Source organism: Microvirga zambiensis WSM3693 (genome assembly GCF_016735695.1).
Lineage (GTDB): Bacteria > Pseudomonadota > Alphaproteobacteria > Rhizobiales > Beijerinckiaceae > Microvirga > Microvirga zambiensis.
In genome coordinates this window covers 37077-54704 of the sequence record NZ_JAERQD010000044.1, presented here as the reverse complement: position 1 = coordinate 54704, position 17628 = coordinate 37077, and the positions used below count along the sequence as shown (strand labels likewise).

The window sequence follows — 17628 nt, the reverse complement described above, 5'->3', positions numbered from 1 at the left end:
TTAACGGCAGCTCCTTTTTTGAACGCCGCCTGTGCGGCCGGATCGCCCTTCGGATGCGAGGGCCGGGTCTTCTGGCGCGACAGGTTCAGCCGCCTGAGCAGGCACGAGAGTCCCTATTCGCTATAGCGAACCCCATAGCTTCGTTCGACATACTCGCACAGGTCAACCAGACGCCAGGCGCTCATCCCATCGCGCTCGGGCTCAGGCCCGCGCAGGATATGGGCCTTGAGCGCGGCCTGCTGACCAGGGCTGAGCTGCTCCGGGCGGCCGGACCGATGACGCTCATGCAAGCCGTCCGGTCCCGCGGCATCGAAGCGTTGGATCGCATCGTGCAGGGGCTGACGCTCCATGCCGGCCAGCCGCGCCGTCTCGGCCCGGGTCATGCCCTCGAGCGCGTTGGCGATCGCCAGCAACCGCAGATCGGATGGCGCGTAGTCCTGACGGATGGGGAGCCCGGCCATGGTGATCCCCTGCAACTGTGCCCCGCCGTCAGGGGATCACGCCAGGCACATCAATGCAAATCCGAGTCAGCAATTCTCTGGGCGGGTATTACTCCTCAAAGGCCTTGGGCCATGTGTGAGATCGTGCCACCCCAGGCTACGACTTGTCGCACGATCACCGTATGTGCAGTTGAGACAACCCGCGGCAGCTTCAGCCCAAGTACAGTGGCCGGCGCCGCCCTTGTCTCCGTTATCGGAGCGGCAGGCGTTTGGACGGCGTCGAGATCCTTCGGTCGGGCAGGTGGAATCACGGTCACCACCAACTTGTCCTGCCCCGAAATAATCTTCGGCTGGCCTGATCCTGAGCGTATCTGCGGTCGCGGCGTCCTGGACGCAGGATCGGCAGTGGCCTGCAATCCAAGGCTTACATCCTGTGGCGGTGCGAAGAACTCGAACCGACTCACGAGTGTCGGAGCAGATCGAGCAGGGGAAGCCATCTCCGGAAGTTCCGCCGCAGTTGCTAAGCGATCGACGATCTTCCCCGATGGGCTCAGCGTTGGTGGCAACACACGGTCAGCGAGATGTTGCTCGTCCGTTAAGCGCTTCGGCTCAGTGCTTGCCGTCAGCGCGCATAGGCTGACGGCCAATGAGACCGCTGACAAGCTAGCCAACCTGAACGTCTGGCGTGTTCCGAGATGAAAAATCATAGATGATCCATGCCTTAAGGTATAGGGCGGTCTGCCTCCCGTGCGTTCTATATAAAGCGCTGCCCAGCCGAGCGTGTTTCCGGGGTGTTGCTGCCTGATTGAGAATGGTATCTGGTTCGCCAGACCTCCGATGCAAATCTACCCGCATCTGTGACTATGTGGTCCGTCGCGAGTTCGAACCTGTTGAAGAGGATGCCTACAACCAGCTTCTGATCAACCGATCCAAGCGCCGCCTCAATAGCCTTTGGCTATTTCAAAACAATCCGAGTTTCCGAGGAGCTCAGCTCCACACCGGACAGCAAAGCACATAATTTTGTAACTGAACGTTTCTGAGCTCGCCGGAGCAACACTTGCTAACAAATTCCCTCGCAGATCGAGGGTTCCAGTACATTATCGGCAACACACGGCACTTACCTGTCACAGCGGCATGGCGGCTTGCGACGCCCATGTTTCGTTAGTGAGAGGAAGTAGTATTGGTTTCGTTGAGGCCCCTTCGCACCCTGCCCAACCTTGCGACGCTGGCGCTTACAGTGGCCGCCTGCACACCCGGTGAGGCGGCCAAGGAAACGGCCGCGCCCGTATCTGCACAGGCTGCTGCGACATCACTAGCGGTCCAGGCGGAACCCGTCCAAAAGACCCCAATCATCGCCACATTGCCGGTGACCGGAACGGTTTCGGCATGGCAGGAGATCACTGTCAGCTCTGCCCTGGGAGGCCTTTCTCTTGATGAGGTCCTGGTTCAGGAGGGTGACCGCGTTCAGCAGGGTCAGCCAATCGCCCGCCTCGATGCCCGTCAGCTCAAGGCTCAGATCACCCAGCAGGAAGCAGTCATCCAGCAGGCTGAGGCGAACCTGGCGAAAGCGGAGTCGGGTTACAAACGGGCGCAACAACTCATCGCAACAAATGCGGTCAGCAAGGAAGTCACTGAGGAGCGCGCAACCACCGTTACAACCAATCGGGCGCAGTTGGCCCAGGCTCAGGCCTTCCTCACGCAACTCCAGGTCCAGCTATCGCAAACCACCGTCACGGCACCCGTGGCAGGCCTGATTGCCGATAAGCCTGCCGTAATCGGCTCTGTCGTTCAGGTCGGCACTGAACTCTTGAACATTATCCGGGATGGGCGCCTGGAGGTTGAGGCGAAGGTTCCGGAGCAGCATCTGCCGAGTATCCGCAAGGACCAGGCCGCCGAGGTGACCGACGCCGCCGGTCGCGTCACGAGTGGTCGAGTGCGCGCCATCGCGCAGAAGGTGGACCCCGCCACACGCCTTGGCACCGTCTATGTCACTCTTGGAGAGAATTCCGGCCTGCAAGCAGGCATGTTCGCCCGGGTCAGGATCGAGTTGCCGGAGCGCTCCGCAATGACGGTGGCGGAAGCGTCCCTGACGTGGCGCGACGGCCAGCCCCATGTCTTCGTGCTGAATGAGGATAGCACCGTCTCGCTGAGGAAAGTTTCCACAGGTGATCGTCGCAATGGCCGCATCACCATCCTCGATGGCGTCAATGAAGGCGAGACCGTCGTGGTCAATGGTGTCGGCTTCCTCAATGACGGCAACCGCGTGCAAATCGCGACGCGACAGGCCAGTACGCGCGAGAGCCAGCTATGAACAGGATCTCCTCCTGGTCGATCTACAATCCGATCCCGACCATCGTTCTCTTCCTGGTGCTGACGCTCGCAGGCCTCTACGGCTATGGGCAGCTGCGCATCAACAACATGCCCGACACGGACATGCCGACCGTGACGGTAACAGCCCGTCAGACGGGAGCCTCCCCCACCGAGCTCCAGGCACAGGTCACACAGGTGATCGAGAATGCGGTGTCCGCCCTCCGGGACGTGGAGGATGTCTCTTCGACGGTCACCGAGGGAAGCTCCGTCACAACAATCGAATTCGAGTTGGGAACCGACCTCGATCGGGCAACGAGCGACGTCCAGAGCGCTGTCTCCAGCATCCGGGCAAACCTTCCGGCAGCCGTTGAAGCACCCACTGTCACGCGCGTCGAGGCTACTGGTAACGCCATCCTGACCTATGTCATCGAAGCTCCGGGGATGAGCCCCGACGAGCTGAGCTGGTATGTCGACAACGACCTCGTCAAGCAGCTTCTCGGAGTCACCGGCGTTTCATCGATCAAAGGCTCGGGAGGCGTCGACCGGATTATTTGGGTCAAGCTCGATCCGGACCGGCTCGCATCGTTGGGGATCAGCGCCACCGAAATAAGCCAGACGCTCGCCAACGTGAACGTCAACCAGCCCGGTGGACGCGTGACCCTCGGCGGTCAGGAGCAGTCCGTCCGCACGCTCGGCAGCGCCCCGACGGTTCAGGCCCTCGCCGAGACAACCATAACGCTGAATGGAGGACGCCAGGTCCGCCTCGCGGATCTCGGCACTGTCGAGGATACCTGGTCCACCCCACGCCAGCGGGCGCGTTTCGATGGCAAGGAAGTGGTGGCCTTCAGCGTCTATCGCAGCGTCGGCTCGAGCGAGATCCATGCCACGGCGGCCGTGCGCCGGAAGGTGGCGGCGATCTCCGCCGGCCGCAGCGATGTCGCCATCACGGAAGTCACCTCTTCGGCAGATTTCGTCGAAGAGAGCTACGATGCGGCCGTCGAGGCATTGTGGCTCGGCGCCCTGCTAGCGATCGGTGTCGTTTACGTGTTCCTGCGTGACATTCGCGCGACCCTCGTGTCCGCAGTCGCGATGCCGCTGTCGCTGATCCCGACCTTCGCCGTCATGGCGTGGTTCGATCTGTCACTCAACACCATCAGCCTGCTCGCACTGTCGCTGGTGGTCGGCATCCTGGTGGACGACGCCATCGTCGAGATCGAGAACATCGTCCGGCACATGCGTCAGAGCGGCAAGAGCGCCTACCAGGCCGCTCTCGAGGCGGCGGACGAGATCGGCCTTGCGGTGGTGGCCACGACCGCGACGCTGGTTGCCGTGTTCCTGCCTGTTGCCTTCATGCCGGGCATGCCCGGACAAATATTCATGAGCTTCGGCATCGCCGTTGCCGTGTCCGTCCTGTTCTCGCTGCTCGTCGCCCGCATGCTCACCCCGCTGATGGGCGCGTACCTGGTCCGAGCGGGTGGGCATGACAAGGGGACCTCTTTCTGGGTACCCACCTACCCGTGGTTTCTCCGGAAGGCGCTACGCTTCCGTTGGCTCACGCTGATCCTCGGCATCGTCTTCTTCGCCGTGTCCATAGCGCTTGCCACGCAGCTGCCGACCGAGTTCATGCCGTCAACCGACCGCGGCCGGTCGATGATCTCCGTCGAGCTCCCGCCCGGCGCGACCCTGGCCGAAACCGATGCCGCCGTCCTTCGGGTGACCGAACTCTTGAAGGGGGAACCTGAGGTCAAGAGCATCTTCGCCTCGATCGGGACCCCGAGCTCATCGGACATGGGCCCCGCGAGCGGCAGCAGCGCCAGCGAAGTTCGGTCAGCAACCGTCACCGTCAGCCTGGTGGACAGGCGTGATCGCTCACGCTCGCAGCAGGAGTTCGAGGCAGCGAACGCCGCGAAGCTGGCGACCATCCCTGGTGCCCGCATCAGCTTCGGCGCAGGCGGCTTCTCCGGCTCGACAGTGTCGGTGACACTAGTCAGCGACAATACCATGGCGCTCAATTCAGCCAGCAACCAGCTGCTGAACGAGATGGCCACCATCCCTGGGCTGCTGAACCCAACATCTTCGGCCGCAACGGCAAAACCTGAACTGATTGTCACGCCGGACCTCGATCGCGCGGCAGAGATCGGAGTGACGCCTGCAACGATCGCCAAGACGGTCAATGTAGCGACGCTCGGTGACACCTCGACCAATCTCGCCAAGTTCAATCTAGGTGACCGTCAGATCTCAATCCAGGTGTCGTTGGCGGACGGCGTGGTCAACGATCCTGAGCAACTCGCCAACCTGCCCGTGACCGGCACCAGGGCTACGGTGCCACTGGGCTCAGTGGCCAGGATCAGCTTCGGTGCGGGCCCGAACACCATCGAGCGTATCAACCGCACCCAGAGCGCCACCATCGAAGCGGATCTGGCCGGCCTCACTCTGGGCGAGGTCACCCAGCGGATCCGCGTCCTTCCGATCATGCAAAATCTACCGGAGGGCGTTGCGGAAATGCAGCGAGGGGATGTCGAGCGCATGCAGGAAATGTTCTCCGGCTTCGCGGTCGCAATCGTCTCAGGAATCCTCCTGATGTACTTCACCCTTGTGCTGCTGTTCAAAAGCTTTGTTCAGCCGATCACCATTCTGGTCGCTCTCCCCTTATCGGTCGGTGGTGCACTTGGTTTCCTCCTGCTTGCGGGCAGTAGCTTGGGCATCTCGACTCTGATCGGCATCCTGATGCTGATGGGAATTGCGGCCAAGAATTCGATCCTTCTCGTGGAATACGCTCTTGTCGCGCTGGAACAGGGTTCTGACCGGTTCTCAGCCCTGCTTGATGGCGCCAGCAAGCGCGCCCGTCCCATCGTCATGACCTCGATCGCCATGGGCGCGGGCATGCTGCCGATCGCTCTCGGCATCGGCGCTGACGCCGAGACGCGCGCGCCGATGGCGATCGCGGTGATCGGCGGCCTTGTCTCGTCGACGCTTCTCAGCCTGATCTACGTGCCCGTTGTCTTTACATTCATGGACGACCTCCAGCGTTTTCTCGGCAGATGGCTCGGCCGGCTTCTCGTCGAGAAGGGTCGGCCAAGCCCGCCAACTGGAGAAGCTGTCTTGTCACAATCTGCTATGTCCGAGTGAGTTGATCTGCTCCTGACCTGGCCGTCACCAGATGTTTCCTGTCCCACAAAGCGGCGGGCTACAGCTTTCGTCGTGATCGCCTCGATGACGTGCTGCCGCCTTATCGGGCGGATGTGTGTGGATTCAGAGCTCGTGCAACGGATCCATCAATCGGTATTCACCTGCTTTTCAACCTGCGGACGATATTTCGAGAAAGGTTTTTGCATTGAATCGCCCGTCAGAGCCATTGCGTCGTGCTCGATGCAACGTCTTAGCGGGGGGTGATGGCCTGCATGAGAAAGGCCAACAGACTGGTGTTCCCCCTCATGCTGTTGCCCAGCAGGACAAAAAGCGGACGGCCCATCGCCCTGTCAGACCCGGGAACTCAAGCGCCAGGCCGCTGGGGTTCCCAACAGGTCGATGAATGCTTCCGACTTGTGAGAGAGACTGTCGCAACAAACAGTGGCCGCGCAGCTTGCGTGGAGATCTGGTGCTTTCAGAATGCCCAGTGTCATCGACGGTGCATCGTTATCAGGAATTCAATTCAGGGAAGAAGTTGCAGCAGTGGGTGGTTCCAATTCTGTCGAGCCCTCAGTTTGCCACTCTGCCATCATCGTCAGGGCCGTACGCGCTAACGAACGGAGTTCTTCCCGCAGCGGCTCGGGTGCCGAGCTCCATGGCTCTGCGGCCTCGAGCGTCGCATAGAACTGCTGGGCGATATGCTCAACGGGCTGATCACACCAATCCATTCTGTGCTCCACCAATAGAAGCCCGGCCTTGGTGACGAGCCCCGCCGTGGTGGAGCGGGGCTCTGTTGTCGGCGCTGGCCGTGAGACAACGGGAGCCGCTGAGACTCGGCAAGATCTGCGGTCCGCCTCTGGTCTAGCGACGCCATGTGGCCCGCTTATGTCTGGAATGTTTCGCCTTCGTTTCTCTGACGCATCCTTTGGGAATAGCTTAAGACCTCCAAAGACCTAATATGGGACGATCCTCTATAACCTTCAGCATCGCCTGACGTCTTCAGATCTCGGGCAATCAAGAATGCCGCAATGATAGGCTACCCTCACATCACGTAAACCAATCACAGCGATTGACGTGATCAGGAAGCTCGAAGAGATTTCGTCTTGGGCACTCTTGGACATTTACTGGCGCGGGGGCGGGACCCTACCCGGTTGCGTCGCAAATTTGGAAAAGAGACAAGGAAAGGACAGACGCTCGATAGTGCGTTCAGGCAGCGAGCAGATCGAACTGCTCTGCCAGTGAAGGCTGCGGATTGTAGGCATACTTCGCCTGTCCTTTCCGCATCATGTGGATCATCTCGATGCCGCCCAGGATTACGCGAGCGCTGTTCACCGACTTGAATCCAAGCATGGGGCGGATCCGCCGCTTGATAGCGCGATGATCCTGTTCAATGCGGTTATTGAGATATTGGCTCTGCCGGATCCGGATCGGTTTCAGCTGACGTCGTGATCGGTCTTGTAGTCGGTCCGTCGTGTCGCAAGACAGGATTGCCTCACGGTTCGTCTGACTGCCGTCGATCACAATCCGCTCGGGTCGGCCATGCCGCTCCAGAGCCTTGCGCAGAAACCGTTTGGCAGCGGTGAGGTTTCGCCGCTCACTGAACCAAAACTCAATCGTATCGCCATTGCTGTCGATGGCACGATAGAGATAGCACCACTGGCCTCGAACTTTCACGTAGGTCTCGTCAATGTGCCATCTGCCAGTGGCGGCCCGCTTGCGCTGGTTGAAGCGTTCCAGCAGTTCGGGTGAATAGCGAATAACGGTGCTGTCACATAAACTTGCATCAGGCGCACTGGGGCAAACTCGGTCGGCGGACCGGCTCACGCGGCAACTCCGGCGGCAGACTTCCACGCCGCTACGGCCTGGAGGCGGTGGAGGTGGGTAGCGAGGGCAGAGCGGCGGGAGCGGGGCGGGACGAACAGGTTTCTGACGGCTGAGAAAACCGAGGTGAACCGCTGCAGGCCTCCCGGTGATCGGAACCCCTGCATCGCCCGCTCACGTTTCCGCAATGGGAGATGCGAGTTCTCCGCCCGGTTATTCAGACCCTTATGCGAGCGATGCTCGACCCTTGGCATGATCTGGCGCCGGGCGGCAGCATAGGAGCCCAGCTTGTCGGTGATCAGCCGCTTGGGAGCGCAGCCCTGCTTCTTCAACAGACGTTTCAGCAAGCGCTTGGCCGCTTTGGTATCGTGCCGCGTCTGGACGATTTCATCAAGGACATAGCCATCCTGATCGACGGCCCGCCAGAGCCAGTGCCTTTGGCCTGCAATGGTGATCACGACCTCGTCGAGATGCCAAATGTCGCGCCGCCTCGGCCTCTTGCGTTTGAGGCGGCGGGCGTATTCGGGCCCGAACTTCAGAGCCCAGCGCCGGACGGTCTCGTAAGAAACAACAATACCACGCTCAAGCAGCAGTTCCTCGACGAGCCGCAGGCTCAATGGACACCTGAAATAGAGCCAGACCGCGTGGGCAATGATCTCGGGTGGAAAGCGGTGGCGCCTGTAGCTGACGAGCTTGGTCATGGCAGCCCGTCTACACGGCTCGCTCTCATAGCTGGGTTAACGTGACATCACCGTCTGGACAGCCCCGGCCTCGGCGATCCTGGAGAAAGTCGCCCGTGCGAAACAAGCGTTAGAGTCACAACACTAGGATGTGACCGTCTGATACTTCCGCAACAATTCATTACTCCGCGGCGGATCCCGGTGCGGGAGCCGGAAGTGATTTGACATCAGGAGGCTGGGGAGCTGCCATGACGGATTGGATCTTTGCTGCGAGATCGCTGGTCTGGTAAGGCTTATAGAGAAGGTCGACGTCGTCGATTGTTTCGTCGCCGTCCACATAGCCGGTGGTCAGGAGCACCCGGATGTCCGGCGTTTCTTGCTTGATCAGGTGTGCAAGATCGATGCCGTTGAGTTCACCTGGCATCCGTACGTCGGAGAACACGAGGCGCACGTGTCCGTCCGCTTTCAGCAGCCGAAGCGCCTCGTCGGCGGATGCAGCCTCGATTGCCTCGAAACCCAGCGAGCGGATTGTCGAGAGCGCCACTTGGCGAACTGCCGGATCGTCCTCGACGACGAGCACGGTCTGCCCAGCCCCGAAGGGCTCTACAACGGCGGGTGGGGTTTCCTGCCGACGCTCGACGACGCCTTGCGTCCGAGGCAGGATCATCCGGATGCTCGTGCCCTCGTTCGGTACGCTGTCTATCTCCACATGGCCATGGGACTGCTGGACGAAGCCATACACCATGCTGAGCCCAAGGCCCGTGCCCTTGCCACTCTCCTTGGTGGTGAAGAACGGCTCGAACACGCGCTGCAGCACCTCGGGAGGCATGCCGGTTCCGGTGTCGCTGACCGTAATCATGACGTACTCGCCAGCCGAGACAGCCGTGCCTTCTTCCATCACCCGGTTTTCGACGGCAATCGTCAGGTCGCCGCCCTCTGGCATGGCGTCACGAGCATTGACCGCAAGATTGAGAAGCGCGGCCTCGAGTTGCGCCCGGTCAACCTGAGTGGGCCAGATCTCCTGCTCCAGCTGAAGGCTGGCGTTGATGCGCTCGCCCAAAGTCCGCCGCATCAGGTCGAGCAACCCGGGCATAAGAGTCTTTAGGTCGATGGTCGAGACCTGCAGTGGCTGGCGCCGCGAGAAGGTGAGAAGCCGATAGGTGAGGTCGGCACAGTGCTGCGCGCTCTCCATTGCCATCCGCACGCGCCTCTCGGCTGTCTCGTTGCCTTGAATGGATTTCCGAAGCAGATCGAGATTGCCGATGACGACGCTCAGCATGTTGTTGAAGTCGTGGGCGATGCCGCCCGTAAGGCGGCCCACCGCTTCGAGCTTGCTCGCGTGGAGCAGGTTCTGCTCCATCTGCGTGCGCTCGGTAATATCGAACCACATGCCAAAGCACTCGCGTGGGCGGCCCTCGTCATCGTGCATGAGCAATGTCTGATCAAGGAAATGGCGCTCCGTTCCGTCGGCACAGCACCAGCGATATTCGAGAGTGACGGCGCCTTCATCACGCAACTGCTGGAGCTGACTCAAGACTCGATCCCGATCCTCCGGCTTGAGCCGCGACGACCAGAAATCCGGACGTTCCAAGAAAGCCTCCGGCCTGAAACCGGTGATGCGGTCAATGCTGTCGTTGGTGAAATGAAGCTGCCGGTGATCCTCATCGACAGAGGCGGTGTACAGCGCAATCGGCAGCGACTGGAGCACAAGGGACTGATGCTCCTCGCGGCGACGCAGAGCCTGCTCGGTTTGCAGCTTCTCGCTGCGAACCCGCAGGTTCTCAATCAGGAGGCGACGCTCCTCCTCGCCCTGCCGGCGGATCTCCTCGGTCTTGCGATAGAGATCAACGAAGATGTTGACCTTCGACTTCAGGATCAGCGGCTCGATCGGCTTGAACACGTAGTCGACCGCGCCGGCCGAATAGCCACGAAAGACGTGCAGGTCGTCCTTGTTGAAAGCCGTGAGGAACAGGATCGGCACCCGCGCCGAGCGCGGCCGGTTGCGGATCAGGCCGGCGACCTCATAGCCGTCGAGCCGCGGCATCTGCACGTCGAGCAGGATAACGGCGAAATCATGTTGCAGGAGGTGCCGCAGGGCGGCCTCGCCGGAATCGGCCGTGATGATCGCGATGCCGGGCGAGCGCAGCACTTCTTCCATGGCCAGGAGATTCCTGGGATCGTCATCGACCACCAGGATCTTGGCAAGGACCGGTTCGGACCGGGGGGAAACTGAGCCGAGGCGGAGTGCGCCCACGTGTGACCCCACCTGCCTATGATCTTCCATCATGAATTCAGCTTGGTCCACGCACAAAGGGCTGGCTTGTTATCAAACATCTTCATTCGAACATAGTGGCCCTAGCTTGTGTGCATGTCACTTTGCCTTTAACTCTGAGATTCGTCGCGTTGGGTGACGAAAGGCGATATTCTTTGCCCTTAAAGGCGAGATGCCGATCAGGTTTGTTCGCTGCTCTTTGATCCCTGCGTGGGAACGCGGTGCTGGATCTGGCGCGATACGATCGACGGTGGCGAGCAAACGGGCTTCCTTGTGATAGGTCCGGAGCAGGGCGGCCTTGGCGAACTCTGTCAGGTCCCGTTCCATCTCCATCGCAGCCAGCCGCACGCCCCTGTAAACGCTGTCTCACTTTTAGAGGGAAAATCTCGATTTTATAGGCAAAATCTCGCATTTAGCGGCAAAGGATTGCCCTTGATTTTGTTGAGTTCCTTATCTCGCCTTTAGGGGCAAAGTGACATCCGGTCAGCCTGAGGCCCACAGCCCCCTAAACTGCCCCGATGACCCGACCGAATGTCGTAAGAGTCGCCATCTAAGTAACTGTGGGAAAATATAAAACTTAGAGTAATGGTATCGAGTGAAGGCATCACTACGCCATGGTATGAGACCGGTTCGTTAAGTCGATCAGTATCGATAACTGGCGCTTATCGCTACCAGGGTGATGCTGAGGCTTTCGGGGCGATTTGACCGCAGTTTGGGTTACTTCCGGCTTGGATCTGCGCCATGCGACGGCTTTTCTCCGCGCTCAAGGCCGTGCCCGAGCAAGATCCGTCATCAGTGTCGATCCCAGAGCCGCCCCTGAACCGCGGCAGGGATCGGGGCGCAAAGGGACCATCGCCGTCAGGAGGAGACCTTAGGGCAGCCTCTGCCGGCTGGCGAGCGCTGACCACGCCAGGATCCGGGGCAGCCAGAGCGCCCTCCCCCTCCGCTTTCGATCTCGCGTGACCGATTGCCGATCCATCCTGTCTCAATGCTCCATCGGGAACACCTTGCGCTGTCCGGCCTGTCCAGAACGTGAGGCAGATCATCTCCAGGCCTTGCTCTGTATTCATTTTTGTTTATATTGAAGACATCGCAGTCCAAAGAGGCTCTTAATGTCCCGCACCACGACAATGACAGTCAGACTCAGCGGAGCGTTGAGCGAGTTCGTCGCGGCCAATGTCAGCGAGACCGGGTCCTACGAGAATGTCAGTGAGTACGTCCGCGATTTGATCCGCCGCGACAAGGAGCGGGTCGAGCAAGAAGCCTTCGAGCGGCTGAAAGCGGAGCTGGCACGGGCCTTTGCCGCTCCCGAAGCCTCCTACCAAGCGCTCACGGCTGCCGACGTCATCGCACGCAACAAGGCGTAGTGCGACATGGCCTCGGTCCGGGTCCAGGAGGCGGCCTCGCATCGCCTCGACGAAATCTACCGCTACACACGCGACCAATGGGGGGCAGAACAGGCTGAGCGGTATATCACCGGACTGTTTGCCGCCTTTGCTAAGATTGACACGCACGAGGTGCTCTCTCGCCCGATTCCGGCCGAGTTTGGGATCGACGGTTACTTCTTCCGATATGAGCGTCACTTCGTTTACTGGCGCAAGCTCAGCAATGGCGACATCGGCATCGTGACAATCTTGCATGAACGCATGCATCAGATTGATCGATTTCGGGACGACTTTGGATTGTAAACCCTTCGCGCCAGCGCGGCATGTTGAGCTTACCAGTGTCTGACCTTCCCTGGCAGGTCTCGATGACAAAAGCCGAGCGCCTCATGACGGTTGTGTCCACGAAAGGCCAGATGGTCTTGCCCAAATCGATTCGGCAGCACCGGCACTGGGCGGCCGGAACCCGGCTGGTCGTCGAGGAGACGCCGGAAGGTGTCCTGCTGAAAGCCGCCCCTGTGTTTGCCGCGACCCGGCCAGAGGACGTATACGGCTCCCTGCCCTCTCAGGCGCCCAAGACCCTCGAGGGCATGGACGCCAGCATCGTGGCCGAGGCCAAGCGGCGCCATGCCGGCGATTGATACCAATCTGATCGCTCGCTACCAGACGAGCGATCATCCTGAGCAATCGCCGCAGGCAAGAGCCACTTGGTGAAGGCGGTGGGATGTACCGCCTTCGTCGGCTTCGACCGGTGCTTTGCCAAAGCCGCCAACCGGGTCAGCGAGAAGGTCAGAGCGCCATAAGGACCCTGGCCGCTGTCTCAGACGAGGCCACGCGGGCAGCCTCCCGCCACAATCCCAAGAGCCCCGATGGTGCGGTCGCCCCTGGCCTTGTGGCGTGCTATGTCCCGACCATGCTCGAGCCTTACCTGCGCCAATGGGGCCTGGTCGCCACCGGAGACCTCATCGTCACGCGCACCGGCCAGCTTGTGCCGGTCCTCTTCCAAGGGCAGCCGGCGATGCTCAAAGTCACGGACGCCGCCGATGAAAGGCATGGCCACCTGCTCATGCGCTGGTGGGCAGGGAACGGCGCCGCCCGGGTACTAGAGCAATGGCGGTTCTGACAGAGCCAGCGCACCATGGCTATCTCTTTGTTCCAGAAGCACTTCCCGTCACGAATCATTATTCGAAGCGGGGCCCGTTGCTCTAGCCCACGATGACGGCGCGGTCCTGCTCGAGCGCGCGACTGGCTCTCGATCCCTGGTCCGGCTCGCCGACGACGGTCAGGACGAGGCGGCCACCCGGATCATCTGCGATGTGGCCCGTCAGTTGCACGCCCCGCGAAAAGCCCCTCCCCCCGGTCTGGTGCCGCTGATCACCTGGTTTGAGGCCCTCGCCCCGGCGGCGCGGGCGCAGGGCGGCATGCTGGTCCACGCCGCCAACGCGGCCGCCGACCTGCTGGCGTCGCAGCAGGAGATCGTGCCACTTCATGCCGACCTGCATCACGAGAATGTCTTGGATTTCGGAGAGCGGGGCTGGCTTGCGATCGATCCGAAGTGGGTGATCGGCGATCGGGCCTTCGAGTACACGATCCTGTTCTGCGACCCGGATCTGGGCCTGCCCCATCTGACCATCGCCCGACGGCCCGAGATTTTCGCCCGGCGGCTCGCGGTCGTGAGCGAGGCGGCGAACCTCGAGGTCCGGCGCCTGCTCCTCTGGATCCTCGCCTGGGCCGGATTGTCGGCCGTCTGGCAGATCAGCGACAATCTGGATCCCGGCATCGAACTGCAGGTAGCGGCGATGGCCCTGGCCGCCCTGAAGGCCTGATCTTGCTCACCAGGTTTCGCTGGAATCCGCAGCCTCCATCAGCTCACGGCCGATCCGACGCAAGGCCTCATCAAGGGGGGACCCTTGGCCGGCTCCTTTGGATCGAAGTCCCCTTCCCTGCCCGCGGGCGAGCCGTCGCTTCACGAGCCGCGTAGCCTCGACGGCCAGATAGCCCAGCTCCTGATCCGGCAGCTCAGCCAGGAACGCATCAATCTCGGGCCTCGTCGCGCTTGTACCCAGGCGGCCCAATGACACCGGCTCGGGCGGGAGCGCTTCCTGCTCAGCAGGCTTTGGAGGGACGGCTCGACGAACCGGTTTGGCCGGCGGCGGAGGTGCCCCGAACAGGTCTCCCTGTCGCGCATCGCGAACCGGGCTTCGTGCCATGCCGCCTCCAGCGTTTCTGGTTCCGTTAACCATACTGGGTCGTGCGGCTCGGCCGATCAATCGCGCCGGCTAGGCTCTCTCCGCGGTCCAGCAGCTAAATCTGCCCTCCTTGAGGTGCTTCCATGGACAGCGGCTCACAGTCCTGTTTCCAAATCATTCCGTGTTCAGCATAGTCCCGTCAGACGACAATTCGAGGCGTAGGAGCAGTGACCGTTGGCCTGTTCGGCATCTCAGATCAAGCGCGCCAAACAACTTGACGCTCTCGCGGCTGTTCTGCCGATGGCGGCCGCCGATCGTTATGCCGAGGTCTTGACCGACGCCGATGTTGCCACACTCAAGCACCTCGCCGATACCGGGATGGGCGCCAACACGCTGCGCGCCCTCGCCTCCGACCTCGCTTACCTTGAGGCCTGGTCTCTCGCCGCTACCGGACGTGCGCTGCCCTGGCCGGCGGACCCTGAACTCCTCCTGAAGTTCATTGCCCATCATCTGTGGGATCCGAACCAGAAGGCCGTCGATCCGGCCCACGGCATGCCCGACGCGGTGATCGAGGAGCTTTGGGATCGCAGGATCCTCAAGGTCAGAGGACCGCACGCTCCCAAGACCGTATCCCGGCGCCTGGCCAACTGGTCGACCCTGCACCAGTGGAAAGGCGTTGTAGGCCGGTTAGATGATACAGCTGTCAGGAAGGCCGTCCGTCTGGCGATGAAAGCCTCGGGGCGCACCCCTCAGCGCAAGAGCCGCAAACCCGTCACCCGCGATGTCCTCGACCGCCTCCTGGTCACCTGCAGCGGTTCGAAAGCGATCGATCTTCGCGATCGGGCGATGCTTCTGGTGGCCTTCGCTGCCGGCGGACGGCGGCGCAGCGAGGTCGCAGGTCTGAAGCACTCCCAGATCACCGTGGCCGACCCGATCAAGCTGCAGCCCAGGGATCCGGCGTCACCGACGGTGCCCTGTGTCCGGATCGCTCTTGGACGCACGAAGACCACCACGGCGGGGCAGGGCGCATTTGTGTTCGCAGCGGGGAGGGCGGCTGTGGCCCTGCAGGAATGGATGCAGCTTGCCGAAATCACGTCCGGGCCGATCTTTCGCGAAGTCCGGAAGGATGGCTTTATCGGGGCAGGCCCACTCAGCCCGCAATCAGTCAACCTCATCTTGAAGAAGCGCTGTCGAATGGCGGGACTGGACCCGGCTGAGTTCAGCGCCCACGGGCTACGCTCGGGCTTCATGACCCAGGCTGGACGAGATGGGATCCCTCTTGTAGATGCCATGCGGCAGTCCACGCACAAGTCGGTTCAGCAAGCCGCTGGCTACTATGATGAGCAGGAACATGCGCAGAGCCGATCTGTCAGAATTGACGTATAGCAGTCGCCCGTTGTGCCCCCATCCAGCCAAGACGTGATGCCCGACAAGTCCCTCATTCTCGATTTGTTACAGCTGTAACAGACCGTCTAGGCCCCTCATGCTCTCTGGATCTAAGTCCTTCCTGCTCTGCAATTACAGTGGCCCAGAACCTGCCTAGTCAACTGATCTAACCGCAAACGCCATCAGTAGCCTCGTAATCCTGGACGACGATCCCTGTTGTTACAGCTGTCGAAACAGCCAAAGCAGCCCAGCCCTTAACCGAAGAGGTCACGCTCCCCTCATTGTGGCGGCGATGATAAAGCCTCCCCGGTTCTGGTCAGCGACACACAGTTTGGACGAACAGTGTCGACTGTCGAGCCAGGCAGTGGGCGAGGGGATCCTCGACGAGTCCAATCTGTGCCTTGAATTCCACGAGCGGTTCGATTCGGGCATCCTTTCTTGATGGCGGAGCAAAATCACCATTGTTACAGCTGTAACAATGGTGATGTCCCGTTCCAAGGACACGCAATCCTAGATAGCTCAGCAACAACGACATCTAGGACTAGGCAAGTCCTAAGGTTGTTACAGCTGTAACATGCCCTCGCATCACAGGCAGCATCCTATTACCGAGAATCCCAGAGTTGCGGCCCTCATCGCAACAAACAGCGTGAAAACTGGTGCCAGAAGGCAGATTCAGCACGTCACGACTTGAGTCGTTAACGTTAATTTAATCTCTTAGCCCCCCAATCTACGGAAGAAACCGTTCCCTCGGCGATAATCCGTAATTAGGAGAGACGATGTGGCTGTCCCGCAACTGAAACCAGACCATCTTCCTCAGGAAGAGACCAAGGGACTGAGTCCCAAGGTCAGCCTCGAAATCATCCGCTCTCATGCAAACGAACTTTCCGAGCAGTTGAACCTTCAGCGAAGGAAGATGTTTCCTCCGGTAGCTCAGAAGACACTCCGGAAATTTACCTCTGGGGAGGCCGCCAAACTTATTGGCGTTGCCGATGCATATCTTCGTCAGCTTGCGCTGGAAGGGAAGGGGCCGCAGACCGAAGTGCTCAGCAATGGCCGGCGCATGTACTCCCTCCAAGACATCCACGACCTGCGTGCCTATCTTGACGACACTGGAAAGGCTAGCCGGCGTTACGTCAAGCACCGCTCGGCTGGAGAACACCTTCAGGTGATTTCATGTGTCAACTTCAAGGGCGGATCTGCCAAGACAACGACGGCTGCCCACCTCGCACAGTATCTAGCGTTGAACGGATATCGCGTCCTTGCAGTCGACTTGGATCCTCAGGCCAGCTTCACAGCGCTGCACGGGTTTCAACCGGAGTTCGATGTTCACGAGAACGAAAGCATATATGCGTCAATCCGATATGACGAACACGCGAGAGATCCCCGAGAAATCATTCGTCACACCTACGTTGCTGGGCTCGACATTATCCCGGCTAACCTAGAGGTCATGGAGTTTGAGCACGACACCCCGACGGCTCTAGCAAATCGCTCTCCAGACGATCCGATGTTCTTCGAACGTATCGGTATCACTCTCAATGAGATTGAGAATGATTACGACGTCGTCGTGATCGACTGCCCGCCGCAGCTTGGCTACCTAACTCTCTCTGCCCTCAGCGCATCAACTTCTATCCTAGTAACAGTTCATCCGCAGATGCTGGACGTGATGTCGATGAGCCAGTTCCTTAAGATGGCTTCCGATCTTCTGGACGTCGTCAGGGGGGCAGGGGGCTCGGCTGAATATGACTGGTTCAGGTATCTCGTGACGAGGTTCGAACCAGGTGACGCGCCTCAGAGCCAAATGGTGACATTCATGCGCGAAATGTTCGGCGAATTCGTCTGTGAACATGGCATGGTCAAGAGCACCGCGATTTCCGATGCAGGAATAACTAAGCAGACGATCTACGAGGCAAGCCGCGAGCGGTTCTCAAAATCCACCTTCGATCGCGCGATCGAAGCCATGAACAACGTGAACTCCGAGATTGAGCATCTCATCAACAAGGCTTGGGGGAGGGCCTGATC

16 protein-coding genes and 1 pseudogene are annotated in these 17628 nt (G+C 60.4%); 9 read left to right on the top strand and 8 right to left on the bottom strand.

Going from position 1 to position 17628, the window contains the following annotated elements; genetic code table 11:
* On the bottom strand, positions 1-101 hold a 101-nt coding region (locus tag JKL46_RS36940; protein ID WP_201838589.1), incomplete at its 3' end, for a winged helix-turn-helix domain-containing protein.
* Positions 102-113: 12 nt separating this feature from the next.
* Positions 114-461, bottom strand: a complete 348-nt coding sequence (locus tag JKL46_RS25425) for a helix-turn-helix domain-containing protein (RefSeq protein WP_201838572.1) — start codon at positions 459-461, stop codon at positions 114-116.
* 1168 nt (positions 462-1629) lie between these two features.
* Between JKL46_RS25425 and JKL46_RS25420 the strand changes: the two genes are divergently transcribed.
* Positions 1630-2751, top strand: a complete 1122-nt coding sequence (locus tag JKL46_RS25420; RefSeq protein ID WP_201838570.1) for an efflux RND transporter periplasmic adaptor subunit — start codon at positions 1630-1632, stop codon at positions 2749-2751.
* On the top strand, positions 2748-5879 hold the full coding sequence (locus tag JKL46_RS25415; RefSeq protein WP_201838568.1) for an efflux RND transporter permease subunit: 3132 nt from the start codon (positions 2748-2750) through the stop codon (positions 5877-5879). Before JKL46_RS25420 ends, JKL46_RS25415 begins: the two co-directional genes overlap by 4 nt.
* A 1206-nt stretch (positions 5880-7085) precedes the next feature.
* Here JKL46_RS25415 and JKL46_RS25410 read toward each other — a convergent pair.
* From JKL46_RS25410 to JKL46_RS25395, 4 genes and pseudogenes are all read right to left on the bottom strand, one after another.
* Positions 7086-7637, bottom strand: a pseudogene (locus JKL46_RS25410) (IS6 family transposase); the annotation flags it as partial.
* A gap of 62 nt (positions 7638-7699) precedes the next feature.
* A complete protein-coding gene (locus JKL46_RS25405) occupies positions 7700-8401 on the bottom strand; it encodes an IS6 family transposase (protein WP_201838566.1) in 702 nt (233 codons plus the stop codon).
* Positions 8402-8561: 160 nt separating this feature from the next.
* A complete protein-coding gene (locus JKL46_RS25400) occupies positions 8562-10634 on the bottom strand; it encodes a response regulator (protein WP_343074116.1) in 2073 nt (690 codons plus the stop codon).
* Between the two features lie 117 nt (positions 10635-10751).
* Complete coding sequence (locus tag JKL46_RS25395) at positions 10752-10979, bottom strand: hypothetical protein (protein WP_201838562.1); 228 nt, start codon at positions 10977-10979, stop codon at positions 10752-10754.
* 785 nt (positions 10980-11764) lie between these two features.
* Between JKL46_RS25395 and JKL46_RS25390 the strand changes: the two genes are divergently transcribed.
* The 3 genes from JKL46_RS25390 to JKL46_RS25380 all read left to right on the top strand — a co-directional run bounded on the left by JKL46_RS25390 (position 11765) and on the right by JKL46_RS25380 (position 12675).
* Complete coding sequence (locus tag JKL46_RS25390) at positions 11765-12019, top strand: ribbon-helix-helix domain-containing protein (RefSeq protein ID WP_246529520.1); 255 nt, start codon at positions 11765-11767, stop codon at positions 12017-12019.
* Positions 12020-12025: 6 nt separating this feature from the next.
* Positions 12026-12340 carry a type II toxin-antitoxin system RelE/ParE family toxin gene (locus JKL46_RS25385; RefSeq protein ID WP_201838560.1) on the top strand — a complete coding sequence of 105 codons (315 nt, stop codon included), beginning with the start codon at positions 12026-12028 and terminating at the stop codon, positions 12338-12340.
* A 62-nt stretch (positions 12341-12402) separates the two neighbouring features.
* Positions 12403-12675, top strand: a complete 273-nt coding sequence (locus JKL46_RS25380; RefSeq protein WP_201838558.1) for an AbrB/MazE/SpoVT family DNA-binding domain-containing protein — start codon at positions 12403-12405, stop codon at positions 12673-12675.
* A gap of 179 nt (positions 12676-12854) precedes the next feature.
* Here JKL46_RS25380 and JKL46_RS35740 read toward each other — a convergent pair whose 3' ends face one another.
* Positions 12855-13088 (bottom strand): hypothetical protein, encoded by a 234-nt coding sequence (locus tag JKL46_RS35740; protein WP_246529525.1) that lies wholly within the window; start codon positions 13086-13088, stop codon positions 12855-12857.
* Here JKL46_RS35740 and JKL46_RS36935 point away from each other — a divergent pair.
* Both JKL46_RS36935 and JKL46_RS36390 read left to right on the top strand, forming a co-directional pair.
* Complete coding sequence (locus JKL46_RS36935) at positions 13023-13157, top strand: aminoglycoside phosphotransferase family protein (RefSeq protein ID WP_425493299.1); 135 nt, start codon at positions 13023-13025, stop codon at positions 13155-13157. The two genes, JKL46_RS35740 and JKL46_RS36935, sit on opposite strands and share 66 nt — an antisense overlap.
* 106 nt (positions 13158-13263) lie before the next feature.
* Positions 13264-13860, top strand: coding sequence for an aminoglycoside phosphotransferase family protein (locus tag JKL46_RS36390; RefSeq protein WP_201838587.1), 597 nt, complete (start codon positions 13264-13266; stop codon positions 13858-13860).
* A gap of 6 nt (positions 13861-13866) precedes the next feature.
* Here the strand turns inward: JKL46_RS36390 and JKL46_RS25365 are convergent, their stop codons facing one another.
* The gene (locus JKL46_RS25365; protein ID WP_201838554.1) at positions 13867-14244 is read right to left on the bottom strand and encodes a hypothetical protein; all 378 of its coding nucleotides are present in this window, start codon (positions 14242-14244) and stop codon (positions 13867-13869) included.
* A gap of 213 nt (positions 14245-14457) precedes the next feature.
* On the opposite strand from JKL46_RS25365, the gene JKL46_RS25360 reads away from it, so the two are divergent.
* Together JKL46_RS25360 and repA are read left to right on the top strand one after the other, a co-directional pair.
* Entirely contained in the window at positions 14458-15609 is a 1152-nt protein-coding gene (locus JKL46_RS25360; RefSeq protein WP_246529519.1) for a site-specific integrase, read from the top strand.
* 832 nt (positions 15610-16441) lie between these two features.
* Positions 16442-17626, top strand: coding sequence for a plasmid partitioning protein RepA (gene repA / locus JKL46_RS25355; protein ID WP_210381467.1), 1185 nt, complete (start codon positions 16442-16444; stop codon positions 17624-17626).
* Positions 17627-17628 lie beyond the last annotated feature (2 nt).

What these genes read in the sequence shown, in the direction of transcription:
- JKL46_RS25425 (WP_201838572.1), bottom strand. Translation starts at nt 461, where the DNA reads ATGGCCGGGCTCCCCATCCGTCAGGACTACGCGCCATCCGATCTGCGG.
- JKL46_RS25415 (WP_201838568.1), top strand. Translation starts at nt 2,748, where the DNA reads ATGAACAGGATCTCCTCCTGGTCGATCTACAATCCGATCCCGACCATC.
- JKL46_RS25405 (WP_201838566.1), bottom strand. Translation starts at nt 8,401, where the DNA reads ATGACCAAGCTCGTCAGCTACAGGCGCCACCGCTTTCCACCCGAGATC.
- JKL46_RS25395 (WP_201838562.1), bottom strand. Translation starts at nt 10,979, where the DNA reads ATGGAACGGGACCTGACAGAGTTCGCCAAGGCCGCCCTGCTCCGGACC.
- JKL46_RS25390 (WP_246529520.1), top strand. Translation starts at nt 11,765, where the DNA reads ATGTCCCGCACCACGACAATGACAGTCAGACTCAGCGGAGCGTTGAGC.
- JKL46_RS25385 (WP_201838560.1), top strand. Translation starts at nt 12,026, where the DNA reads ATGGCCTCGGTCCGGGTCCAGGAGGCGGCCTCGCATCGCCTCGACGAA.
- JKL46_RS25380 (WP_201838558.1), top strand. Translation starts at nt 12,403, where the DNA reads ATGACAAAAGCCGAGCGCCTCATGACGGTTGTGTCCACGAAAGGCCAG.
- JKL46_RS35740 (WP_246529525.1), bottom strand. Translation starts at nt 13,088, where the DNA reads ATGCCTTTCATCGGCGGCGTCCGTGACTTTGAGCATCGCCGGCTGCCC.
- JKL46_RS25365 (WP_201838554.1), bottom strand. Translation starts at nt 14,244, where the DNA reads ATGGCACGAAGCCCGGTTCGCGATGCGCGACAGGGAGACCTGTTCGGG.